This window comes from Terriglobia bacterium (assembly GCA_020072815.1).
Classification (GTDB): domain Bacteria; phylum Acidobacteriota; class Terriglobia; order Terriglobales; family Acidobacteriaceae; genus Angelobacter.
In genome coordinates this window covers 542,883-565,972 of the sequence record JAIQGE010000001.1, presented here as the reverse complement: position 1 = coordinate 565,972, position 23,090 = coordinate 542,883, and the positions used below count along the sequence as shown (strand labels likewise).

General features: G+C 60.1%; 19 protein-coding genes. 7 read left to right on the top strand and 12 right to left on the bottom strand.

Going from position 1 to position 23,090, the window contains the following annotated elements:
• Window positions 1–71: 71 nt before the first annotated feature.
• A complete protein-coding gene (locus LAO20_02445) occupies window positions 72–608 on the bottom strand; it encodes a hypothetical protein (protein MBZ5530267.1) in 537 nt (178 codons plus the stop codon).
• Window positions 609–886: 278 nt separating this feature from the next.
• Between LAO20_02445 and LAO20_02440 the strand changes: the two genes are divergently transcribed.
• Both LAO20_02440 and LAO20_02435 read left to right on the top strand, forming a co-directional pair.
• Window positions 887–1,405 (top strand): hypothetical protein, encoded by a 519-nt coding sequence (locus LAO20_02440; protein ID MBZ5530266.1) that lies wholly within the window; start codon window positions 887–889, stop codon window positions 1,403–1,405.
• A gap of 49 nt (window positions 1,406–1,454) precedes the next feature.
• On the top strand, window positions 1,455–4,739 hold the full coding sequence (locus tag LAO20_02435; protein MBZ5530265.1) for a lantibiotic dehydratase: 3,285 nt from the start codon (window positions 1,455–1,457) through the stop codon (window positions 4,737–4,739).
• Here LAO20_02435 and lpxI read toward each other — a convergent pair.
• The 3 genes from lpxI to fabZ form a co-directional block, all read right to left on the bottom strand.
• A complete protein-coding gene (lpxI, locus tag LAO20_02430) occupies window positions 4,726–5,595 on the bottom strand; it encodes a UDP-2,3-diacylglucosamine diphosphatase LpxI (GenBank protein MBZ5530264.1) in 870 nt (289 codons plus the stop codon). The genes LAO20_02435 and lpxI overlap by 14 nt on opposite strands.
• A gap of 92 nt (window positions 5,596–5,687) precedes the next feature.
• Window positions 5,688–6,461, bottom strand: a complete 774-nt coding sequence (lpxA, locus tag LAO20_02425) for an acyl-ACP--UDP-N-acetylglucosamine O-acyltransferase (protein ID MBZ5530263.1) — start codon at window positions 6,459–6,461, stop codon at window positions 5,688–5,690.
• Window positions 6,458–7,006 carry a 3-hydroxyacyl-ACP dehydratase FabZ gene (gene fabZ / locus LAO20_02420; GenBank protein MBZ5530262.1) on the bottom strand — a complete coding sequence of 183 codons (549 nt, stop codon included), beginning with the start codon at window positions 7,004–7,006 and terminating at the stop codon, window positions 6,458–6,460. The genes lpxA and fabZ overlap by 4 nt, the downstream gene beginning before the upstream one ends.
• 179 nt (window positions 7,007–7,185) lie before the next feature.
• Here fabZ and LAO20_02415 point away from each other — a divergent pair, with 179 nt between their 5' ends.
• Both LAO20_02415 and tatA read left to right on the top strand, forming a co-directional pair.
• Window positions 7,186–8,289, top strand: coding sequence for a M20 family metallopeptidase (locus tag LAO20_02415; GenBank protein MBZ5530261.1), 1,104 nt, complete (start codon window positions 7,186–7,188; stop codon window positions 8,287–8,289).
• Between the two features lie 172 nt (window positions 8,290–8,461).
• Complete coding sequence (tatA, locus tag LAO20_02410; GenBank protein MBZ5530260.1) at window positions 8,462–8,650, top strand: twin-arginine translocase TatA/TatE family subunit; 189 nt, start codon at window positions 8,462–8,464, stop codon at window positions 8,648–8,650.
• 12 nt (window positions 8,651–8,662) lie between these two features.
• Here the strand turns inward: tatA and LAO20_02405 are convergent, their stop codons facing one another.
• The 3 genes from LAO20_02405 to LAO20_02395 form a co-directional block, all read right to left on the bottom strand.
• Entirely contained in the window at window positions 8,663–9,292 is a 630-nt protein-coding gene (locus LAO20_02405; protein ID MBZ5530259.1) for a Maf family protein, read from the bottom strand.
• A gap of 186 nt (window positions 9,293–9,478) precedes the next feature.
• Window positions 9,479–10,333 (bottom strand): hypothetical protein, encoded by an 855-nt coding sequence (locus tag LAO20_02400; GenBank protein MBZ5530258.1) that lies wholly within the window; start codon window positions 10,331–10,333, stop codon window positions 9,479–9,481.
• A 92-nt stretch (window positions 10,334–10,425) separates the two neighbouring features.
• Window positions 10,426–11,841, bottom strand: coding sequence for an amidohydrolase family protein (locus LAO20_02395; protein ID MBZ5530257.1), 1,416 nt, complete (start codon window positions 11,839–11,841; stop codon window positions 10,426–10,428).
• A gap of 358 nt (window positions 11,842–12,199) precedes the next feature.
• On the opposite strand from LAO20_02395, the gene lepA reads away from it, so the two are divergent.
• Entirely contained in the window at window positions 12,200–14,005 is a 1,806-nt protein-coding gene (lepA, locus tag LAO20_02390) for a translation elongation factor 4 (protein MBZ5530256.1), read from the top strand.
• A gap of 329 nt (window positions 14,006–14,334) precedes the next feature.
• On the opposite strand, the gene LAO20_02385 is transcribed toward lepA, so the two are convergent.
• The 5 genes from LAO20_02385 to LAO20_02365 all read right to left on the bottom strand — a co-directional run bounded on the left by LAO20_02385 (window position 14,335) and on the right by LAO20_02365 (window position 22,308).
• Window positions 14,335–15,045, bottom strand: a complete 711-nt coding sequence (locus LAO20_02385) for an energy transducer TonB (protein ID MBZ5530255.1) — start codon at window positions 15,043–15,045, stop codon at window positions 14,335–14,337.
• 119 nt (window positions 15,046–15,164) lie between these two features.
• Complete coding sequence (locus tag LAO20_02380) at window positions 15,165–15,809, bottom strand: OmpH family outer membrane protein (protein MBZ5530254.1); 645 nt, start codon at window positions 15,807–15,809, stop codon at window positions 15,165–15,167.
• Window positions 15,810–15,975: 166 nt separating this feature from the next.
• Entirely contained in the window at window positions 15,976–16,623 is a 648-nt protein-coding gene (locus LAO20_02375) for an OmpH family outer membrane protein (protein MBZ5530253.1), read from the bottom strand.
• A 200-nt stretch (window positions 16,624–16,823) separates the two neighbouring features.
• A complete protein-coding gene (gene bamA / locus LAO20_02370; protein MBZ5530252.1) occupies window positions 16,824–19,565 on the bottom strand; it encodes an outer membrane protein assembly factor BamA in 2,742 nt (913 codons plus the stop codon).
• Window positions 19,566–20,166: 601 nt separating this feature from the next.
• A complete protein-coding gene (locus LAO20_02365) occupies window positions 20,167–22,308 on the bottom strand; it encodes a molybdopterin-dependent oxidoreductase (GenBank protein ID MBZ5530251.1) in 2,142 nt (713 codons plus the stop codon).
• Window positions 22,309–22,464: 156 nt separating this feature from the next.
• Here LAO20_02365 and LAO20_02360 point away from each other — a divergent pair, with 156 nt between their 5' ends.
• On the top strand, window positions 22,465–22,698 hold the full coding sequence (locus LAO20_02360; GenBank protein MBZ5530250.1) for a type II toxin-antitoxin system Phd/YefM family antitoxin: 234 nt from the start codon (window positions 22,465–22,467) through the stop codon (window positions 22,696–22,698).
• Entirely contained in the window at window positions 22,695–23,084 is a 390-nt protein-coding gene (locus tag LAO20_02355) for a type II toxin-antitoxin system VapC family toxin (protein MBZ5530249.1), read from the top strand. The genes LAO20_02360 and LAO20_02355 overlap by 4 nt, the downstream gene beginning before the upstream one ends.
• Window positions 23,085–23,090: the final 6 nt, after the last annotated feature.

The window sequence follows — 23,090 nt, the reverse complement described above, 5'->3', positions numbered from 1 at the left end:
GTGGGTTGGCGTCGAGACGAAGTCGAGCCCCGGAGGGGCGACACAGAGCGGAACGCGTTTTGAAGTGGCCTTCAGATCACCACGCCGTCCATCCGGAACACTCTTTTCTTCGGCTTGAAGGGCGGAATGGGCTTGGGCTCCACCAGCGGCGCGTTGTCCCGCCAGAAGCTCTTGAAGTCGTGGTGCTTGGCGCCGCTGCGGTAGAAGTCCAGCAGGTAGGCCTGGTCGCTGGCCGTATAGTTGGAGAACCACTGGTGCACGTCCGCGCTGGTAACGCCGGATTCGCGCAGCAAGGTCAGCCCGTAGCGGCCGGCTTCGCCTTCGTAGGCCAGGATCGCGGGAAACAGTTTTTCGTCCACCGGAGGCTGCACCTGCTTGCCTAGCTCAAACGAGCCGGGGTCGGTGTCCCACTGCACGGTGTGGCCGAAAAGGTGGCCCAGCAGGAACAGACGCTGCTCCGGTGTGGTGAGATAGTCAATGTCAATCTCCGCGCCGTCCAGGTCGCCGGTGAGCGGGTCGGGAATGTCCCGGGTGATCACCGGGATTCCGTAGACTTTCTCCAGACGTTCCTGCACGAGCGCCGCGTAGTCGCTAAACGGGATGGCCATGCGTCCATTCTAGCTGCCACGGAGACCTTCTGGAACTACCCACAGCTTCCGAATTTCGGCCAGCACAGGGCTGACCACAGCAACTCTCGCCGCCGGGCCGGGTTGAAGCTTGCTAGAAAAGTTGCCGTATTTCGCGCCGCAAGATGGTAGAGTAACCCTGTTCCGCGTTCGAAGGGGCGAAGCGGGAAAATCCAAGGAGAAGAATCATGCGCAAACATTGGGTCGCGTTGCTGTCCATGCTGGGATTGGCCGGAGGCGGCATGCGGATGGAGTCGCAGGTGCTGAAGGGCAGCAAGCCCCCGGCGGCGACGAGCAAGCCCAACACCGCCAAGACCGCTGGTCAAGCGCCTGCCGCCAACAACGGCAAGCTTCAGGTCAAACAGCAGACCCTGCGTCAGCAGAACCAGAGCGGCGTCGCCGCGAAAAGCGGCCAGCCGCAAAAAGCCGTTGGTCAAAACACCGGTACCTGCCGATACTCGGAAGGCTGCCAAACTCAGAACAAGCAACTGACTAAGGGCAACCAGCAGATAACCAAGGGCAATCAGCAGATCACCAAAGGCAACCAGCAGATTACCAAGGGAAACAACGCCAACAAGCAGCTCACGCCGCCGCCGCCCGGCCAAGCTCGTTCCAATCAGCAGCTGACCAAAGGCAATCAGCAGCTGACCAAAGGAAACCAGCAGATTACCAAAGGAAATCAGCAGATAACCAAGGGGAATCAGCAGATCACCAAGGGGAATCAGCAGATAACCAAGGGCAATCAGCAGGTGACTAAAGGCGCCGCCGTCCCCAAATAAGCTTGTTGGCCGGGGCAAGCAAGCAGACCTCGCGGAAGAGAAGAATTCGTTGCTAAGCGATGAATACGCCAGCTCAGGATTTTTTGTCCTGCGCACGCCGCTGCTTCCTATTGAGGAATATCTGAAGCTCTCTTCGCTGGCGGCGGATTCTCCGCCCGGCCAGTCCGCGGCGGTCGATGACCGTGCAGCGGCCCGCACCCATCTCCGCCGCTGGGTCGAACGTCCGGAGGTGCGCGAAGCCCTGTGGATCGCCTCCCCGGAATTTTCGCAATCGCTTACCACCTGGCGGGATGATCCGGGAGGCGCAAAGGGCAGGAAGATAGAGCAGGCCTTGTATCGTTACCTGGCTCGCATGACGGCGCGGGCAACTCCCTTCGGCGCCTTCGCCGGCTGCAGCACCGGCGAGATCACGGACGTAACCCGCCTGGAGCTTGGCCCCAGCAGCCAATACCGCCGCAGCACTCGCCTGGACATGGAATACCTCTGCGGTCTGGCTGACCACCTGATGGCTGATCCGGCGTTGCGCGGCAATCTCCGGTTTCGTTGCAACACCACGCTGCATCTGGCTGCCGGCAAGTACCACCATGTGCGGGGCGACTGGCAGCAGGGCGACCACGTCTTTCAACTGGTTGCCACCGATCCCACACCCGCTCTGGATGCAACGTTGTCGCGGGCCGCTTCCGGCGCTACGGCGGGCGAACTGGGCTTCGCTCTGGCAGCAAGGGACCCTGAGATCAAGCCCGAGGAAGCAGACGAATTCGTTGGCCGGCTCATTGAATCACAACTCCTGGTCGCCGACCTGGTGCCTCCGGTCACCGGCGCCGAAGCCATTCTGCACATGATTGAGCAGATCGAGCAGGCGCAAGCCCCAAGCCTCGCCGCCCAACTGCGCGCGCTTGCCGAAGATCTGCGTGCCCTGGACCGCAGCGGCCTGGGCGCCGACCCTGCCGCCTATGACCGGATCGTGAACGCCGTCTCCAGCCTGGGCGGTGAATTCCGGCCGGGACGGCTGGTCCAGGTGGATGTCATCAAGCCGGCCGCAGCGGCTTCGTTGGACAGGCAGGTGGTGAACGACGTTCTGGCCGCGATTCAAACGCTCCATTCCATCTTCGACGTTGCCAGCCCTTCAGCCTTCCAGCAATTCAAGGAGGAATTTCAAGATCGCTATCGCGACCAGGAGATTTCACTCCTGGAGGCGCTCGATGACGAAGTCGGCATTGGTTTTGAGAATGAAGACAACCCTACCGCCGAGCCGCTGCTCGACGGCATTGATTTTCGTCCGGTCGAAGAAGCGCCGCCCGACGAAGCCCAACCGCGCCGGCTCGTTCTGGAGCGCCGCCTGGAAGAGCTACGCGCGAAGAACGAAATTGTCCTCGATCTGGACCCCGAGATACTGGACCAATTGAAAGCCGCCAATCCGCTCCCTCTGCCGGACGCCTTCTCCGTCATGGGCGCTTCGCTTCGCTCGCCCGGTGGCCAGCCAAGCTTTTACGCGCATACCATCTTTGGTCCTTCGGGCGTCAACCTCCTGGCCCGTTTCCGCCATGCCGACGAGCGACTCGCGGAGTTTGTGCAAGCGCACATCAACGCTGAAGAAGCCATCCATGCGAGCGGCGTTGTATTCGCTGAGATTGTCCATCTCCCCGAGGGCCGCGTGGGCAACGTGCTTTGCCGGCCCGTACTGCGGCAGTACGAAATTCCTCTGCTGGCTACGCCCGGAGTGCCGGCGGAGAGGCAGATCGCGCTCTCTGATTTGACGGTATCGCTGCGCGATGGCCGCATCGTTCTTCGCTCGCGACGCCTGGGCGCTGAGGTGTTGCCCCGGCTGACCTCGGCGCACAACTTTGGCAGTCCCCGCAGCTTGAAGCTCTACAAATTTCTTTGCCTGTTGCAGAGTCAGGGAACTCTCTCTGACTTGTTTTGGGACTGGGGAGCCGCGGGAAAAGCCGCGTTCTTGCCGCGCGTCACGCTGGGCAACATCGTTTTTTCGCTGGCTTGCTGGCGCATCAACCAGGAAACGGCGCTCGATCTCGCTCAGGGTCGCACTTCTGTTCCGCAATGGCGCCAAGCAAACCTGGTCCCACGCTTTGCCTATATCGCCGAGTTCGACAACCAACTCCTTATTGATTTTGAAAACCCGCTGGCCGTGGAAACGTTCCTTGAACACATCAGAAAGCAGACGGAGACGGTGCTGGTGGAAATGTTCCCACCGCCGGACGCATTGTCGGTCCGCGGGCCGGAAGGCAGCTTTGTCCATGAAATTATTCTGCCGATGGTGCGCACGCGGCCGGCAGTCCCTGCACCGGCAACCGAGGCGCCTGCTGTCGGCAAGCCGCTGGAAGCGTCGCCGGCACAGGACAGCCAGCCCGCTTCCGCCGCGCTCCCAGCCAGAGCGGCGTCGCCTGGTTCACCATTGGAGATGGGATCAGACTGGCTGTTCGCCAAGCTCTACTGCAGCCCATCGCACGCGGACCGGCTCCTGCTCGAGCTGGTCCAGCCGCTGGTGGCGGAAGTGATGTCCGCGGGTCTGGCTGATCGCTGGTTCTTCCTCCGCTATGGCGATCCTAACTGGCACTTGCGGCTCCGCTTTCACGGCAACCCCGCGCTGCTCAACCTTCATGTGCTGCCGCGGCTCCGACAGTTGGCGGAAGACCACCAGCGCCAGGGGACTTTGTGGCGGCTGCAATTTGACGCTTACGAGCCTGAGGCTGAGCGCTATGGCGGCCCAGCCGGCGTCGGGATTGCCGAGCATCTCTTTGAAGTGGACAGCGAACTGTGCCTTGACTTGCTCCAGCTCATCTCCGATCTTGGCGACGCTGACTTGCGCTGGCAACTGGCCTGTTGCGGCGTGGACCGCTTGCTCTCCACGCTCGGCCTGGCTCTCGAGGAAAAGGAATCTTTGGCCCGAAACATGGCGCGGGCCCGCGAACAGCAATTTGTGATTGATCAGGATTACAAGCAGCAAATGGCACAAACCTTTCGCACCCAGCGGCAAACTTTGTCCGCCTTGATCGCGGAATTCGAGACAGGAAAGACGGTGGGCCAGGCTGCCGAAGCCGACAAGGCAGCAATCATTCCGGAGAAAGCCGTCGCAGCGCTGGAGCGCTACTCCGCCCGGTTGCAAACCATCCGCGAGCAACTGGAAAATCTGCAAAAAGCCAAGGAACTTGGTCAACCGATTCCAGATTTGGCCGCCAACTTCGCGCACATGCATTTGAACCGCATGTTCCGTTCGCGGCACCATGAGCAGGAAGCTGTGGTGTGTGATCTGCTCAGCCGGACGTACGCTTCCATGCTCGCCCGGCGAGCCGGCGCTGCGCCTATTCCGCAGTAATCGCGATCCCCGCCTGGTCGGCGGTGGTGGTGATTTTGTCGCCGTCGAGAAACAAACATTTTCCGGCGTCCACGGCCAGGCAGGTCGCGCCGGCCTGCTGCATGGTCGCAATGGTCTTCACGCCAACCACCGGCACGTCAAAGCGCATGTCCTGGTTCGGCTTGGCAACCTTTACCACGGTGAGAGCGCGGCTTAGTGCCGCCGGACCGGCATCGGCCGCGTGAGCGTCATTCCCCAGGCTCTTCATGATCTCGCCCGCGCGCGCAATGGTCGCATCGGTTCCTTCCATGGCTTCCACCGCAACGCACGCCGCTTCCGCAATGACCACCGTCTGGCCGATATCGAATTGCGCAAGATGCCGCGCTACCTGGCGTCCGTAAGCGACATTCTTCTGCTCGGCCTCACTCGGCGCGCGCCTGGTGAGCACGCCCGGCTTGGCCAGCAAGGGCTCCAGATAAGAAGTGGAACTGATCAGATGGATGCCTTCCTCTTCCAGGACCTTGGCCACCGCGCCAATCAACGAATCGGTGTTGCGCGTGCCCAGGGAGAACAACACCTTGGCCAGCCGCCAATCGGGCCGGATGCTGGAAAAAATCTGCTTGTGCTTGACCTGCCCGGCCATCACGGCGGTGGTCACGCCTTCGCGCTTGAAAGTGTCAATCAGCTTGCCCAGTTCACCCAGGGACATCCAGTGCACCGCCGCAGCGCCGCGTTGCTCAATCAGGGGCGATGTTTCTTCCTTGATCGCCGCCACGATAACCTCTGCGCCTTGCGCCCGCGCAGCGTCGAGCAGCAACAGGGGAAAGCTGCCGTTGCCGGCGATGAGTCCTAGTTTTTTGTCAGAGGGCACGGTCACAGTGTATCAAGTGTCCGAAAGGCATCAGCGTGCGAGATTTTGCGTTTGATCTGCGTGTATCAGCGTTCATCAGCGGTAAGGTTTTGCCGCGGTCATTTGATCACGCCGCGCTCAGACTTCTCAATGAACGCAATCAGCATGGCCACGTCTTCACCCTGGTCGCCTGAGGCCTTTAGTTCTTCCAGCGCCTGGGTGGTGTTGAGTTTGGAATTGAGCAGGATTCGGAACGCCTTCTGGATTTTCTGTATGCGCTCTTTGCTGAAGCCGCGGCGTTCCAGGCCGATGGAGTTCACTCCGTAGGCTTTGGCGTCGCGTGGCGCCACGGTCTTGGAAAAAGGCAGAACGTCGCGCGTGACAATCGTCCCGCCGCCGATGTAGGCGTGCGCGCCCACCACGTCAAACTGGTGGACCGCGGAAAACGCTCCTACTGACGCCCACTCTTGAATCGTGACGTGTCCGGCGAGTGTGGCGGCGTTGGCCATGATCACGTGGTCGCCCACCACGCAATCGTGGGCGATGTGGGCGTACGCCATGATCAGCGTGTGGCTGCCCACGCGCGTCAGCCCGCCGCCTTTCACCGTGCCGCGGTTTACGGTGACGAACTCGCGAAACAGGTTGTCGTCGCCGATTTCCAGGCGGGTCGGCTCGCCTTTGTAGGTCAGGTCCTGGGGCTCGCCGCCAATCGCGCAGAAGGGGAAGAAGCGGTTGCGCGCGCCAATCTTCGCCGGGCCGTGAATCGTCACGTGGGAGATGAGCTCGCAGCTCTCGCCCAGTTCAACGTGCGCGCCAATCGTACAATGCGGCCCAACCATGCAGGACGCCGGGACCTTGGCGCTGGGATCAATGACTGCCGTGGGATGGATCATGCGTTTGGGTTGGACGCCGAACCGGAATCCTGGCGTCCGCGTTCGCGGCTGACCAGTTGCGCGCTCACCGTGCCTTCACACGCCAGCTTGCCTTCCACCAGCGCTTTGCCCGCCATGCGCACGATGATGGCGCCGTGCGTCTCCTTCCAGGCCAGCAGTTCTACTTCAAACCGCACCTGGTCGCCGGGCACCACCGGCCGGCGGAAGCGCGCCCGCTCAATGCCGGTGAACATAATCAGCTTGTCGCCGCGGTCCGCTACTTCGGTGAGCAGCAGCACGCCCCCGGTCTGGGCCATGGCCTCCACCAGCAGCACGCCGGGCATGACGGGGACGCCGGGAAAATGTCCCTGGAAGAACGGCTCATTGATGGTGACGTTCTTGATGGCCACGATTTTCTTCTTGCGTTCAATCTCCAGCACGCGGTCAATCAGAAGAAAAGGGTAGCGGTGCGGCAGAATGGCCTGGATCTGCGTGATGTCCAGCAGCCCGGCCTGGCCGTCGGCCGCGGGCGCGTCAGCTTTTTGCGAAGTGGCTGTCTCACTCATTCAGTCGCGAATTATAGAGGATTTACTGCGCAAAGCCTACCAACCGCCTGATCGGCCGTTCAGCGAATCTCGCCTTCCTCATCCCCTACGATTTATCATTCCTTCGCCACATGCCCAACCCGAGCGCCGGACAATCCGTGGTCGCCTACCACCAATTCTGCCAGCAGCACTTGCCAGACATGCTGGAAACGCTCAGACGCCTGGTGGAGATGGAGTCGCCCAGTGACAACAAGCCGGCGCTCGACCAGTTGGGCGAATACCTGGCCCAGGAGTTTGAGCGTCTGGGCGGCAAGGTCACCTTTGATCGGCAAAAGGACGCCGGAGACAACCTGAAAGCTGAGTTCCCCGGCACAGCGATTCCTGGTACGGCCGACAAACCGGTGCTGCTGCTCGGCCACTTTGATACCGTGTGGCCCCTGGGCACGCTCAGGAAGATGCCGTTCCGCATCGAAGGCGGACGCGCTTTCGGCCCCGGCGTCTATGACATGAAAGCCGGCATCACCATGATGCTGTTTGCGCTGCGCGCGTTGCGCACCAGCGGCGCCGCCCATCGCCCGGTGACCGTGCTGCTGGATAGCGACGAAGAAGTCGGCAGCGCGACCGGCCGTCCTCTGGTGGAAGCCACGGCCAAGAATTGCGAGGCCGCGCTGGTCCTGGAGCCGTCGCAAGGCGTGCAAGGCTGCTTGAAGACCGCGCGCAAAGGTGTGGGCGACTTCACCATTCGCGTTCGCGGACGCGCCTCCCACGCCGGCGTGGATTTTGAAAAAGGCCACAGCGCCGTGGTGGAGCTGGCGCGCCAGGTCCTGGAGGTGGCCAAGTTTACTGATCTGGCCCGTGGCATTACGGTAAACCCCGGCGTGGTCCAGGGCGGCACGCGGACCAACGTGGTGGCTGCGGAAGCCTGTGCCGAAGTGGACATTCGCATCGCCCGCGCCGCTGACGCCAAAGAGCTCGAAGCCCGCTTCGCCGCATTGAAGCCGTTCGATCCCGCGTGCACTCTGGAGGTCACCGGAGGGTTGAATCGTCCGCCCATGGAGCGCACGGAAGGGACCGTACGTTTGTTCCGCGCGGCGCAGGAACAGGCGAAAAAGATCGGCATGGAACTGGATGAAGCCGCCACCGGCGGCGGGTCGGACGGCAACTTCACCTCCGCGCTGGGAGTGCCCACACTTGACGGCCTGGGCGCCGTGGGGGAAGGCGCTCATGCCGCGCACGAGTCCATTGTTTTGGAGGAATTGCCCCGGCGCACCGCCCTGCTCACCAGCATGATTGAAACCCTGTAAATTCCAGGGGTTTTTATTAAAGAAACTAATCGCTCCTGCGGCTAAGTTACTCAAGTTCCACAGTTTCTTTGACTCCCCATGCGATCATGGCCTACAATCTAAGTCCTGTAAGTTAAACCTTTAAGACCAGCGGAACGCTCGCGCAACGGCGGTTCCGGATGGAGTGGAAAAAATGTTTGGTGGAAAAATTGGCGTTCCGGAACTGCTTATCATCCTTTGCATAGCCCTCATTTTCTTCGGCCCCAGCAAGCTCGGCGATCTGGGCAAAGGACTGGGCGACGCGATCAAGAACTTCAAAGGCGCGATGAAAGAAGGCGAGAAAGACCAGCAGCCTTCGACGCCTGCCGCGGACAAGAAATAAAACCCGGCAATCTCAGGCGAGCCCGCCGGCTCTTAACATTTCTGCTATTAACTGCAGAGGTAATCCAACCACATTGGAATACTCCCCCTCCATGCGGTCGGCCCATTGGGCAGCTCCACCCTGGATCGCGTAAGCTCCGGCTTTATCCATGGGTTCGCCCCCGGCGACGTACTTCTGAATTTCTTCTTCCGCGATCTTCCTGAAGAACACCCTCGTGGTGCAGGACCGCGTGTCGGCTTTTGCCGGCGCGCCGCTCTCGCTCGGCGAGGCGCGACTGGGCGCAATCACGCCCGGCAAAATCTGGCTTGGCGAAATCAGGCTCACCGCGGTGGTCACCTCATGTGTGCGGCCTGAAAGCTTTCGCAGCATGCGCGCGGCGTCAGCCTGGTCCAGCGGCTTCCCCAGGACTTCCGAATCCACAACTACAATCGTGTCCGCGCCGAGCACGTAGCGGCCCGGATGCCGGATGGCGACGGCCCGCGCTTTCTCTTCCGCCAGCCGCAGCGCATAAGCCAGCGGCTCCTCGCCCGGCTTCTGGTCTTCGGCGATGTGCGCCGGGTCCACTTCGAACATAATTCCGGCTTGGCGCAACAGTTCCTGCCGGCGCGGAGAAGCTGATGCGAGGATGAGCGGCTGCTTCATTGTAGATTGTCAGGTTGCATTCCGCGGGTAATACCCAAGATGTTTCGGTTATACAAACTCCACTAGATTTGTCATCCTGAGCGAGTCCGAGCGAACGCGAGGGCGAGTCGAAGGACCCCGAGGATGCTTCTGCTACCATGCAGCTCCAGGGAATTTTCTCGAAGCTCCCTCTTAACAAATAAAAAACTATTTCTTGCGGTTTGGCGCTTGCTTCATCAGTTTCTCCGCCTCCGCAGCGTCCATAATCACCGGCTTTCCGCCAGAGGGCGGATGCAAGACCACGACGAGTTTCTCGCTGCAATCCGGCCCAGCCCATCCGTAATAGTGCTTCAGGTTGTATGCCTTGGACAGTTCAACAGACAGCTTGGCCGGCTCCGTGATGGGATGCGGCACTTTGTAAACGTGGTGAGGATCGTAGGTTAAGATTCCGGGCCCCGATTCCTGGCTCATGCACGGCATCCCGACGATCTCTGGATGCCCGTCGCTGTCCAGGTCCACCACTGCTTCTAGGTCCAGCTCTGTATTCAGCAGCGTGATCGGCCCGCCGGACGGCTTGAACCCGATCACGTGCAGCCGCTCCGCGTCGCTGGCATAGACCCAGCTGCGGAGAAACAACAACGGCGGCTCGCTCGCGCTCGGGGAGTCAGGCAGAACCAGCACGTATTTCGATTGCGCCAGATTCTGCTTCGCCAACTTGGCATAAACATCAGACGGCTGTTCCTGGCTGTTGTACGCAATCCACCCATCTTGATTGTCCAGCACGAACTCCGGTTGCCCTTTCACCTGAATGTGAATTCGCGTGAAGTCGCCCGGATCGTCGTAACCTTCCGGCAGCTCAAGCTTGAAGTGCGCAGAAGCTTGCCCCGGCCTCCACGCGTAGTCGAACTCCTCTACCGTCTTCCATTTCGTGGCGGTTTTGGTCACGGACGGCGTCGCCTGTGCGGAAGGCGCATCGCTCGGCGCGGCAGCCTGCATGGTGTAGAGTTTGCAGCCGGAGGCCAGCGCGACGCCGAGAATGGCGATCGTGGAGACTAGCTTCATACTTTCAGAACTGAACATTCTGGCGATCATAGGGATCCTTCGCTCCGCTCAGGATTCTTGTCCGCGTTCATCCGCGCGAATCCGCGTACGTCCTACCTTACGCCCACCTGTCCCCTCACCGACTCGACCAGCTTCTTTGTGTCCCATCCCACACCGTCTTTGAAGACCACTTCAACGTTCTCAATGTCGGTGATCGCCGACGAGGGGTCGCCCTTCACCACCATAATGTCCGCCTGCTTGCCCACTGCCAGCGAGCCCACATGCGTCTGCTCTCCCATAAACTCCGCGCCGTTGAGCGTGGCGATCTTGATAGCTTCCAGCGGCGTGAACCCGGCTTCCACCAGCAACTCCACTTCACGCTGGTCGCCGTAACCGGCGATGGTCCCGCCAATGCCCGTCGGATCCAGGCCGGCCAGCAGCACGCCGCCGGCTTTGACAAACGCCCGTTCAAATTCCATTTCTTTCTGGAACATCGCCGGCCAAGGGCTTTCTTTGTTCTGCGCAATGCGCGTGCGGTTGGCCTGGTAAGCTTTGCGCGCGTCCTCGCTCAGCGCGTCGAGCACCTTCTGCGGCTCGTCCGGCCGCGTGGTCACGTATTGCTCAAACACCGGCAGGGTTGAAGTCAATGCCACGTGATGCTGCACCAGCACTTTGATCGTCGCTTGGATCTCCGGGCCGTTCACGTCCAGTTTGTTCGCCGCGACCACGGCCTGCGTGGGATTGGGGCAAACGTCCGGCTTCTTGTCAGGATGAAACTCCGTATCCACGGTGAGCCCATGTTCCAGGTCGTCAATGCCCAGCTCAGCTGCTTCGCGGAACCCGATGGAACACAAATGTCCCGTCACTTTGATCCCGCGCTTGTGCGCTTCTTCGATGGCCGCTTTGAGTTCGGCGCGGGTAACGAAGTTATAGGCTTTGAATGACCGCGCGCCCTCTTCCGCCCAGTACGCCACGGTGCGGCGCGCGTCGTCCGGATCTTTCAGGCCGTGCACCTGCAGCAGCGGCAGCCCCTCGCCTTCCAGGTACGGCCCGGTCATGTTGATCTTGGGGCCGATCAGCTTGCCCGCGTCAATGCCTTTCTTCAACTCCAGGTCCAGATAGGGTTCAATGCTTCCCGTGGTGCGAATCGTGGTGACGCCCATCGCCAGGTAGAGCCGGGGGAAGGTAAGCGGCATGTCGTGGTACAGCCCGCCGCCCGCAGGATAGAAGATGTGGTCATGCATGCCCACCATCCCGGGCAACGCCGAGTATCCGCTGAAGTCCATCCGCTTGGCGTCCGCCGGGACCTGCACCGAACCGCTGGCGCCGATGGCCGCAATCTTCCCGCCCGAGATCACGATGGTCTGATCGTTCCTGGCCGCCGCGCCCGTGCCGTCAATCACCCGGACGTGTTCCAGCGCGATCACCGGCGACTGTTCGCGGATGAAGTCTTTGATGGATGGTGCAGGCTGTGACTGAGCGGCGGCAACTGAGAAAAACAGTAGTAGAACGACGAGCAGGCGGCGCATGGGCAATCCTCCGAGGAAGCGGGAACGTTGCAGCATAACGGGAGCGTCAAGGGTTGCGCAATAGTGCGATCTGCGCCAGAGCAAAGCCCAACATCTTTGAAACACGGAGGAAAGGAGGAAGGGGAGGGAAAATGGTGATTGCCAAGATCGGGTAATCGATAATTTGAGAACTCAAAAGCGCAAGACGCTGAAACTACGGAAGAGAACCTGAATCAGGAAACTACAGAATAGATGGAGGCAGGATTGCGTCGAAGTCCTCCGTTACCTCTGTTCCTCCGTGTTTCAAGGGTTTTGGGTTTCTCTGCCTCTACGAAAGCGCCATTCCCGCAGATGCTAGAATAGAAAAGAAGCCCATCCGATGGACCGTTCACACATCCGCAATTTTGCCATCATCGCGCACATTGATCATGGCAAATCCACGCTCTCTGACCGGCTCCTGGAGCTGACGGGGTCGCTCGCCATGCGTGAGATGCATGCCCAGGTTCTGGACGCCATGGACCTGGAGCGGGAACGCGGCATCACCATCAAGGCCCACGCCGTGCGCATGAAGTACACCGCGAAAAATGGCGAAGAGTACCAGCTCAATCTCATTGACACGCCCGGCCACGTGGACTTTTCTTACGAGGTTTCCCGCTCGCTCGCCTCGTGTGAAGGCGCGCTGCTGGTGGTGGACGCCGCCCAGGGCGTGGAAGCGCAGACCCTGGCCAACGCTTACCTGGCCATCAACAACCATCTGGAAATTATCCCGGTCATCAACAAAATTGATCTTCCCAGCGCGGACATTCCGCGCGTCAAAGAGATGATCGAGCAGACCGTGGGCCTGGACTGCAAAGACGCCGTGCTGGTCAGCGCCAAAAGCGGTCTGGGCGTGCCGGAGCTTTTGGAAGCGATTGTGCATCGTCTTCCACCGCCCAAAGGCGATCCCGGCAATCCGCTGCAAGCGCTGATTTTTGATTCCTGGTTTGATCCCTATCGCGGCGTGATCGTGCTGACCCGGCTGTTCCAGGGGACGCTGCGCAAAGGAATGAAAGTCCGTCTGTGGTGGAACGGAAAGACGCTGGATGTTGAGACGCTCGGCGTGCTGACGCCCAAGGCGGTGGAGATTGACGAACTGGTGGCGGGCGAAGTGGGCTTCATGATCGCCAACAACAAGACGGTTTCGGACACCAAGATCGGCGACACCATCACGGACGACGCGCGCCCTGCCATCGAGCCCCTTCCCGGCTTCGAAGAACTCAAGCCCATGGTCTTCGCCGGACTCTACACCGTGGACGCCCATGAGCACACGGCGCTGCGCGAGGCCCTGGAAAAACTGCGGCTTAACGACTCGTCTTTTTTCTTTGAGCCGGAAAGCTCCGCCGCGCTGGGCTTCGGGTTCCGCTGTGGTTTTCTCGGCCTGCTGCACATGGAAATCATCCAGGAGCGCCTGGAGCGCGAGTTTGGGCTGGAGCTGATCACCACCGCTCCTTCAGTGCGCTACCTGATCACCAAAACGGACAAAGAGAAGATCGAGGTTGACAACCCTTCGCGCTGGCCCTCGCCCAGCGAGATTGCCAAGATTGAAGAGCCGGTGATCATGGCCACCATCCTGACCAACGAAGAGTACGTCGGCGGGATACTCAAGCTGGTGGAAGACAAGCGCGGCAAGCAGAAAGGTTTTGAGTACGTGAGCGCCAGCCGGGTGATGCTCACCTACGAGCTGCCGCTCAATGAAATTGTTTTGGATTTCTATGACCGGCTGAAGACCGTCTCCCGCGGCTACGCTTCGCTCGACTATCATCTGTCCGGTACGTGGGAGTCGCCCATGGTCAAGCTGGACATTCTGGTGGCCGGCGAGCCGGTGGACGCGCTCTCCATCATCGTGCACCACGACTTCGCTTACGAACGCGGGCGGGCGCTGGTTTCCAAGATGCGGGAGCTGATCCCGCGGCAGATGTTTGAGGTGCCGATTCAGGCCTCCATCGGCGCCAAGATCATTGCCCGTGAAACCGTGTCGGCTATTCGCAAAAATGTCCTGGCCAAGTGTTACGGCGGTGATATCACGCGCAAACGCAAGCTTTTAGAAAAGCAAAAAGAGGGCAAGAAGCGCATGAAACGCATTGGCCGTGTGGACATCCCCCAGGAAGCCTTTCTGGCCGTGCTTAAGGTGGGCGAGAACCAATGATGCTCACAAGTGGCATTCGTTGCTCCCCGAAAATGTGTAAATCCTTGATTCCTGGTGCAAGCTTGCTCCCCCAGCCTCTGCAACTCATTTCGCTTGCAACGGATGCAACGTAAGTTGTGCGAAATCTACAGTTTGCAATTGCAACACGATTTGGGCAAACGTCCCGTAAGTCACGGGAAAAGCGCCAGCCGGGAATCCTGACGATGCGAATTGCACAGATTTTTCCACAGAAAAGCTAAGGCCGGCCGGGGAATCCCCGTCCGGCCGGGAACTGATGGGTTCGCCTGAGCTTGTCCGGGATTCCCACGGGTCTGCGCCAACACTGAAAGCTAATCCCCATTCCTCTTGAAAGTCACGGTGATGAACGTCTCCACTTCCACCGGCTCGCCATTCAAAATGTACGGGCGATAACGCCACTGCTGGACGGCGTCAATCGCGGCGGCGGCCAGCAGCGGATGGCCGCTGATTACGTTCAGGCTTTGCACCGTGCCGTCCTTGGCGATGAGCGCATGCAGCTTGACCACGCCCTGCAAATGGATGACGGTTGCGGGATGCGGGTAGACCGGTTCCACCCGGTGGAGCAGCCGGCCTTCTGACAGGACGGAGATTCTGCCCGGCGTCGCCGGTCCTGGCTGAGGACGAGAACTGTTGCCACCGGTCGGCGGACCATCCGGCAGACAGTTGCTGGTGCAGTTGCCAATGATGTAGGTGGGTTCGTTCGCCGGCCCGATGTCAGTCTGCGGCGGATAGTTTATTTGGTTCCCGATGGCTGCGACCTCTACGAAGCGTGCAGCCGAGCCGCGGGTTCCGCCCGTGGTCGCGCCACCTGCCGGCTTCACCGGGGTCTTGTCCGCCACGCGCACAACGTGCAAAGCCGGCTGCGGTACGCGTGCAAAAATCGGAATAATGCCGGTAGAAAACAGCGGGATGAGGATGAGGACCGCGGCGGCCGTCAGCTCCAGTGTGAACGCCGTCAACATGGGCCAGCGTTTGCGTTTGCGCGCAGCCGGCGAAGATTCAAGCAGAGTTTCTAGAAACATTCCGTACCTCCGGTGAGAGATTTGACACCGGAGAGCGGCGCGCAAGCTCCACGCGAAGCTGTCATGGAAAAAAATAAAGGCCGCCGGTAAGCGGCGGCCTGCGCAGATTTACGGAACAATTACGGTTTCTTTGGTGTCGCCGCGGGCTTGGCCGCGGGTGTTGCGGGCTTTGCCGCGCCGCCAGCAGGCGCGCCGGAGACCGGGTTCTCCGCGTTGTAAGCATCCACCAGTTCTTTGTTAATGTTGTTTCCCGGGTAGACCCACACCACTGGAGTCTGCGGGTTGGCGGTATCCAGGATGACCGCGTACCCGTTCTTGTCAGCGTATTTCTCCAGGACCTTGATCATCTTCTGGCCCAACCGCGTCATGATCTCCTGCTCCGCTTGCTGGACCTCCGCCTGGAAGTCTTCATAGGAGCGCTGCAGGGTCTTTTGTTTCTCGCTGATTTCTTTCGCTCGTTTGGCGCGTTCCGCGTCGCTGAGTTTGTCGCTCTGGGCCTGCAACTGGGACTTCAACTTCTCGATTTCTTCATTCTGGGCCTTCAGCGCGTTGCCTCTGGGGCCGAAGCGCTGTTGTATGGTCTCTGACTCCTTCTTGCCCTCGTCGGTGGCCAGGATGGCTTCCTGGCTGCTCACGACGCCGATTTTTGTCCTGGCGGGCGCGCTGCCGGGTGCGGAACCGCCCTGCGCGGCAGCGAGGATGGAAAACAGCGAACACAACGCAAGGCCGAACACGCGAAGCTGAAGTTGTAGTTTGTGCGACATTGAGGTTGGAGGCTCCTAAGATTTATTTTTTCAGACTTGTGTTTCAACGGCGCGATCTTCATTCGCACGGGCGGAAGAGCAAATCGCGGATGACCTAGCCGAAAAGATGACCTTTGCCGAAAAAAGGCCGCCGATTGGCGGCGGCCTGGGAACATGTTCGAAACAATTACGGCTTCTTGGGTGTGGCAGCGGGAGCGGCGGGCCTGGGCGCGGGGGGCTTGGCCGCTGCGCCAGCCGCGGGTTTCGCCGCGGGTGCGCCGGACACCGGGTTCTCCGCGTTGTAAGCGTCCACCAGTTCCTTGGTGATCAACGTGCCATCGTTGGCCCAAAGGACGGTTTGCCCGGTGGAAACGTCCATCACCACCGTGTAATTGTTGGCTTTGGCGTATTTGCCCAGCACCACCATCATTTTGGAGCCGATGCGGTTGATCACTTCCTGCTGGGCGCCTTGCACTTCATTCTGGAAGTCTTCGTAATCGCGCTGCAGGCCTTTCTGCCGCCCTTCAAGGTCTTTCACCCGTTTGGCGCGCTCTTCATCGCTCAGTTTGTCGCCCTGTGCCTGCAGTTGCTTGGTCAGGTTGTCAAACTCGTCTTTGCGGTTCTTCAGGTCGGCTTGCTTCACGCCGAACTTGGCCTGCAGGGCATCAGCTTCCTTCTTGCCTTCGGCGCAGTTCTCAATGGCTTCCTGAATGTTGATGATGCCGATCTTGGCGCCGGCAGGCGCCGCGCTGGTTGCCGGAGCCGTTGCGCTTTGCGCATTTGCCACCAGGGCCAATAGGGCGCTCAGCGCCAGGCTGAGGGACAGGGTTCGCATCTTTGACGTACCAAACATGGGTTTAGATTACTCCTTCGATCTTATTACGTTCTCTTTTGATTGCACTGCTGCTTCCACATCAGGCCGGACCAGAGGTCCCAAAAGCGCCTGCGCGACAGGAATGCTTGCTTGCCTTAGAAGGGACGAATACGTCCGATTATAGGTTGTGTTCTCCGGCAGCGTCAAACCTGGTTTCTCCTTTAGAACGTGGTGCTGATGGTGAAGCGGAACGTCTTTTTCGGCTCCTGCAGGTGGAAGTCCGGGGACAGCGTGGCAATGGCCTGCTGGAAGCTGAAGTCGCCAATCGCGCCCGCGGGGAACATGGCCCGGGTGATCGGGCTGGGCTGGCGCACAATGGTGTCCAGAGTCAGCGGATTGTACGCGTAGTAAACGCGGAACGGCTGCTGCACAATGGGCAGCAGGACCTGCAATTCCAGTCCGGTGGACAAGCGAGGCACGTAGTTGGTGCCCGGCACCGGCTGCAAGGCGCCGCTGAACGGGATGGTGTTGCCGCCGGCGCACTGGAACCCGACGATGGTGGGACAGCCAAACACCGTGCTGTTCAGTTGCGTCAAGGCATCGCCGGCGATCTTCAACTGCGTGTCCCGCGCGACAAAGTCCATGCCAAAGTCGGCAAAAGGCGCCAGCACCACCGGTCCGAACACTTTGATGCGGTACTCGACGTTGCCCACCAGGGAGGTATCGCCGCCGGGCAGGGTGATGTTGTTGACCGGTATGGGCACGATCACGCTGCCTCGCCGCGGGTTGGTGGGATCAATCGGCACCAGGCTGCCGTCCGGGTTGTGCAACTGGAACGGCTGGATGGTGGTGACAAAGACGTACGGTGACACGGTGCGGACGTCAAAGCCGCGCAGATCGTTTTCGCCGCCCATGTAGAAGCGCTGGTAGGGCGGCGCTGCTTCGCCGCCAAAGCCGTTGATGAAGCTGCCCTGGAAGTGCACGCCCAGCACGTTGTTGTGGTACAGCGGCTTCCATTGCGTGTACGCGATCAGCGGGCGATAGAACTTTACGTTGCCGCCCAGCCCCGCCACTTCGGTGGAAATGAACAGGCTCTTGCCTTTGTGGGGACGGATGGGATTATCAATGGTGCTGAACCCAAACGTCGGCGTCACCGAACTGGTAACGATTCCCTTGAGCGCGTTGGGACCGGAAATGTTGCGGAAATTCAGGGTCTGGAACAGATTGCGCGAAGCATCGCTGAACGTGTTGATGGTGGTGTTGTCGAGCGAATACGTCAACCCGACGCGCTTAAAGGAATGTCCCAGCGCGTAGCTGGCTGAAGCGGTGAAGCCTGTGCTGGACTGGTTGTAATTCAGCAACTGGTTGAGCACGGACGTCGGCAGGTTCAATTGCTGGTTGGCGGCAATGGAAGCCTGGCGCGCCTGGTTGAAATCAAACTTCCGGCTGAACACCGTGAACCCCAGTTGCAGCGGCCGGTCAAACATGTACGGCTCGGTAAATCCAAACAGCAGCACGCGGGAAAGGCTGCCCACGTTGGCCTGGACGGTCAGGGTCTCGCCCAGTCCCAGGAAATTGTTGGTCTGGTAATTCAGCCCGATGAACGAGCCTTCCAGGCCGCTCACGCCGCCAGTGAGTCCAATGCTGTTCTTGCCTTTCTCTTTTACCTTGACGATCAGGTCCACGGTCCCGTTGGCGTCGTCGAGCTTGCGTTCGGTATCGTCTTCCGGCTTCAGCGATTCAAAGTAGTTGAGCTGGTTCAGGCGCAGCACGCTCACTTCCCACGCCCGGCTGTTGAACACCTGGCCTTCCTGGATCAACAGTTCGCGCCGGATAATGCGGTCGCGGGTGGTAGTGTTTCCCTGAAACTCGATCCGGCGAACGTAATACGCCTTGCCTTCATCAATATCAATATTGACCTTGATCAGTTTCTTCTCGTCATCAATGTCAAAGCTGGGGACCTGGGCAAAGTTGATGAATCCCAGTTCGCCGTAGGCCTTGCGCAGGTTCTCAATGCCTTTTTGCAGCATGTGTGTATCAAAGGTATCGCCGTCTTTGATGGGGAACAGATTGCGCATGATCACCGTGTTGGTGATGGCCTTGTAGTTCTTGAACGTGATGCCCTTGAGCTTGAACTTGGGGCCTTCTTCCAGAGCGATGGTAATGTCCATCACCTTGGCCGGCCGCTTCTGGATGACCGGAATGTGCAGGCCTCCGGTCACGTCCCGCAACTGGGTCTTGGGGTCTTCCACGGTGGCTTTGAAGTAGCCGCGCTGCTGCAAGGCGTCGCGCACGCGCTCGGCGTCCTCTTCCAGCTTGGAGGCGTCAAAGGTCTTGCTGAAGATGTTTTCCAGGAAGATGGAGCTGGGAATGCCGATGGGATGCAGGTTCTTCATGGCCGCGCGCAGTTTGCGGCTGGGAACATGCTGGTTGCCTTGGAAAGTGATCTTGCCCACCTTGATCTTGGGACCTTCTTTCACACTGAAGGTCACGGACACCGAAGCCGGCGGTATCTGCTGCACCTGAACGGCGATGGCGGCGAACTGGCGCCCGTGCTCGGACAGCAGTTGCTGCAGGGCCACTTTGGCTTTGATCACTTTGGTGGGATCGTAAGGGCTGTCCACGGTCAGGCCGACCTTGGCTTTTTTGTAGCGCTCCAGCACGTCACTCTGGGAAACCGAATTCAGCCCGTGATAGTCAATGGTCCGGATGGTGGGTTTTTCCCGGACGTAAAAGTGAATGATCCAGCCCTTGGGGGACTCTTCGCGTTCCACCCGGACGTCGTCAAAGTACCCGGTGTTCCATACCGAGCGGAGGTCGCGCTGCAAGGCGGCTTCGTCGTAAACATCGCCCGCGCGGCTGTAAATGCGGGCTTTGATGGTCTCACTGGGGACCTTGCGGTTGCCGCTGACGTCAATATCCTGAATGAGTTGGCCATTTTGCTGGGCCACCACGGGGGCCAGCCAGAAGACGACAAGACACAGGACGAGGACCCGCGTCAGCGACAGGCAGGCGCACTTCCGACTGGTTTCCTTGAAAGACACCAAGATATGACTACCCTCAGAACAAGTTGGGAAAACTCAGATTATACGGGAGTTATCGCTGGAGTGCCACTTGACCATTCAGCGTCTGCCCGTAGCCTGCCCACCGCAGCGCTTTTGCCCTCCGCCCGCCCGTGGCGTTTTTCCTAGTGACTCCGCTGTTAGAGTTCCGTCCTTGAGGAGCAACACGTGGGTTCCCATGAACTCCTCATCGGCTCGATCACTTGCCGGTACATCTTTCAAAATCCAGTGGTTCGCCGGAGCAGGCCCTTGCCCGAGACGGTCTACTCCGTGGGATAAGAACGCCGCATTGCCGGAACCTTGCGGGGTTTTTGTGGGATTTCTTCGACGCTTGCCGTTAATCGTCGCCGGCATTCTTGCTGCCGTAGAAAAACAGATCCTTCGACTCCCCTTAGGCAAGGCTCAGGGTCGCTCAGGATGTTGGCAGCAGCCTCCCGCTCCTCCCGCTATGCGGGATCGCTCACGCCTGCTAATAGCAGATCCTTCGACTCGCTCTGCTCGCTCAGGATTTCGCCTGCGGGCTCCCGCTGCGCTCACGCCCGCAAACCGGCTCAACTTCCACCAGGCATGAGTAGAACGCCGGACCCTCTCCCAGGTCGGTAAGCGTTTCAGAAGTAAGCACGTTAATGCTCTTGCCGTCAGGAGCCAGACGGGCCCAGTTCAACTTGGCGGCCACCACGCCGCGCTGCACCGCGCCGTTGACGTGGGCGCGCAGCCGCACTTCGCCGCGGTTGTTGAAGACCCGCACCCAGTCGCCCTCGCGAATGCCGCGTTGGCCGGCGTCGTCCGCGTGGATCTCCAGCAGATCAGGCTGCTCCATTTTTTTGACCGAATCCACGTTGCAGAAGCTGGAGTTCAGGAAGTTATCGGCCTTGCGCGACAGCAGTTCCAGCGGAAGCTTTTTGGCTTTTTCCGAATGCCGTGATTCCTGCGGCGGAACAAACGCCGCAATCGGGTCCTTGCCCTGGGCGGCCAGAGCTTCACTGAAGAGTTCAGCCTTGCCGCTGGGGGTGAAGAAGCCTCCCTGCGTGTAGGGCAGGAAGGGGGCATCGCCGTTGCCGAAGTTCAGGCGCGTGGGGCCTTCATTTTCCAGACGCTCGCGCGTGATGCCGTCCAGCCAGCCGTCCAACCTCGGGTTGCCGGTGCTGGGGACCAGGGCCAGGTCAATCATCTCGTCCACACTCTGGAGGAAGCAGTCTTCGGTGAAGCCCATACGGGCGGCCAGATCGGTGAAGACGTCATGATTGGAGCGGCACTCGCCCAGCGGCGCAATCGCCTGATTGGAAACCTGTACGTAAGTATGCCCGTACGCTTTGGTCAGGTCCTTGTGTTCAAAGAACGTGGTTGCCGGCAGCACGATGTCCGCGAAATTCGTGGTGTCAGTAAAAAACTGTTCGTGGACTACGGTAAACAGGTCTGGCCGGGAGAAGCCACGGACCACTTCGTTGTTGTCGGGCGCGACGACGGCCGGGTTGGAGTTGAAAACAAACACGGCCTTGACCGGAGGATTGTCGAGCTGGTTAAGCGCCGTGCCCAGCTCCACCATGTTGATCATGCGAGCGCCGCGTCCCAGAGGGCTTTTGGCCATCAGGTCAGGGCGTTCCAGGGCCGGGTTGTTGAGCCCGAACGAGCCGCTGAGCGAGAGTTGCATCCCGCCGCCCACTTCTTTCCACGACCCCGTTACGCACGGCAGCATGGCGATGGCCCGAACGGCGGAGCCTCCGTTCTCCGCGCGTTGCACGCCGTAGTTCACGCGAATGGTGGCGGGGCGTTGCGTGGCGTAGTCCCGCGCCAGCTTGCGGATGTCGTCCGCGGAGATTCCGGTCCATTGGGCGACTTTTTCCGGCGGGTAATCCTGCACTCGCTGCTTCAGCTGCTCAAAGCCGACGGTGTATTTGCTCAGGTAGTCAGCGTCGTGCAGGTTTTCGCCGATGATCACGTGCATCATGCTCAACGCCAGAGCCACGTCCGTGCCGGGATTGATGGGCAGATACCAGTCGGCGGCCTTGGCGGTGCGCGTCAAATACGGGTCAATCACCACCAATTTGGCGCCGTCGCGCCGCGCTTCTTCGATGAACGGCCACAGATGGATGTTGGTCCCGTGGATGTTGGCGCCCCACGCAATAATGTATTTCGATTTTGCGAATTGCTCCGGCTCCGTCCCGATGTTGCGCCCAGTAACCGACATGTTGCCCGCCGCGCCGGCCGTGGCGCAGATGGTGCGGTTCAATTGCGAGGCGCCCAACCGGTGGAAGAACCGGAACGCCATACCGGCAAAGGTGAGCACGCCCATGTTGCCGGCGTAGGAGTAAGGGAGAATCGCTTCCGGGCCGAACTCGGCGGAAACTTGCTTGAAGCGCGCTGCAATTTCGTTGAGCGCTTCGTCCCAACTGATGCGGGCAAAGTCTGAGGCGTCGCCCTTGCCTTTTCCCTTGGGCGCGATGCGCCGCATGGGGTACAGCACGCGGTCCGGGGAATACACGCGGTCCAGGTACTTGGTGACTTTGGCGCAGAGAAACCCGCGCGTCACCGGATGCGCGGGATCGCCCTGGACCTTGGTCGCGCGCCCGTCTTCCACGGTAATCAGCACGCCACAAGCGTCAGGACAATCATGCGGGCAGGCGGCGCGGACAACTTTCTTCATAAGAGGCAATTATATGTCGATGGCGAAGGCTTGGGTGGGCAAGTGTGCCGGTGGAAGGCCACATTTGCCGGTTTGCCGTACTCGGCGGATTCGTCAAAATCCTTTCTCTTCTTAATATGGTCATGTTATTATGACCATGAACAGGATGATATAACCATGAAGAAGATGCCTGCCGGCGAGTTTAAGGCGCGTTGCCTGGCGGTGATGGACAGCGTGCAGAGAACCAAAGAAACCGTCTTGATCACCAAGCGCGGACGGGCCGTGGCCAAATTGATCCCAGCCGACGACACTCCCGCGCCCTTTCTTGGACGATTGGAAGGGACCGTGAAAATTACCGGGGACATTGAATCGCCGGTTGTGCCCGCGGAAACCTGGGACGCGCTGCGGTGATCCTGCTGGATACTCATGCGTTGGTGTGGGCCGTCGCTGAGCGGAAGCGTCTGTCCCATGCCGCCCACGCCGCCATCTTGCAGGCGCAAAAAATGGATGGCGTGGCCATTGCCTCCATTTCGCTGTGGGAACTGGCCATGCTCATTGCACGCGGTAGGATTCAAGCTTTTGGCACGGTGGATGCCTCGGTCCGGCTGCTGACCGAAGGGGTGGTCATCAAGCCGATCACGCCCGAAGTCGCAGCGCTGGCAGCTCAATTTCCCGCGGATTTTCCCGCCGATCCCGCCGACCGGTTGATTGGCGCGACCGCCGTGGCGGAAGGAATGTCTTTGGTCACCCGCGACGCGAGATTACGTGCCAGCCCGTTGCTGCGCACCATCTGGTAAATGGAA

What these genes read in the sequence shown, in the direction of transcription:
- lpxA (MBZ5530263.1), bottom strand. Translation starts at nt 6,461, where the DNA reads ATGATCCATCCCACGGCAGTCATTGATCCCAGCGCCAAGGTCCCGGCG.
- tatA (MBZ5530260.1), top strand. Translation starts at nt 8,462, where the DNA reads ATGTTTGGTGGAAAAATTGGCGTTCCGGAACTGCTTATCATCCTTTGC.
- fabZ (MBZ5530262.1), bottom strand. Translation starts at nt 7,006, where the DNA reads ATGAGTGAGACAGCCACTTCGCAAAAAGCTGACGCGCCCGCGGCCGAC.
- LAO20_02415 (MBZ5530261.1), top strand. Translation starts at nt 7,186, where the DNA reads ATGCTGGAAACGCTCAGACGCCTGGTGGAGATGGAGTCGCCCAGTGAC.
- LAO20_02360 (MBZ5530250.1), top strand. Translation starts at nt 22,465, where the DNA reads ATGAAGAAGATGCCTGCCGGCGAGTTTAAGGCGCGTTGCCTGGCGGTG.
- LAO20_02400 (MBZ5530258.1), bottom strand. Translation starts at nt 10,333, where the DNA reads ATGAAGCTAGTCTCCACGATCGCCATTCTCGGCGTCGCGCTGGCCTCC.
- LAO20_02445 (MBZ5530267.1), bottom strand. Translation starts at nt 608, where the DNA reads ATGGCCATCCCGTTTAGCGACTACGCGGCGCTCGTGCAGGAACGTCTG.
- LAO20_02395 (MBZ5530257.1), bottom strand. Translation starts at nt 11,841, where the DNA reads ATGCGCCGCCTGCTCGTCGTTCTACTACTGTTTTTCTCAGTTGCCGCC.
- lepA (MBZ5530256.1), top strand. Translation starts at nt 12,200, where the DNA reads ATGGACCGTTCACACATCCGCAATTTTGCCATCATCGCGCACATTGAT.
- LAO20_02405 (MBZ5530259.1), bottom strand. Translation starts at nt 9,292, where the DNA reads ATGAAGCAGCCGCTCATCCTCGCATCAGCTTCTCCGCGCCGGCAGGAA.
- LAO20_02385 (MBZ5530255.1), bottom strand. Translation starts at nt 15,045, where the DNA reads ATGTTTCTAGAAACTCTGCTTGAATCTTCGCCGGCTGCGCGCAAACGC.
- LAO20_02365 (MBZ5530251.1), bottom strand. Translation starts at nt 22,308, where the DNA reads ATGAAGAAAGTTGTCCGCGCCGCCTGCCCGCATGATTGTCCTGACGCT.
- LAO20_02380 (MBZ5530254.1), bottom strand. Translation starts at nt 15,809, where the DNA reads ATGTCGCACAAACTACAACTTCAGCTTCGCGTGTTCGGCCTTGCGTTG.
- LAO20_02375 (MBZ5530253.1), bottom strand. Translation starts at nt 16,623, where the DNA reads ATGCGAACCCTGTCCCTCAGCCTGGCGCTGAGCGCCCTATTGGCCCTG.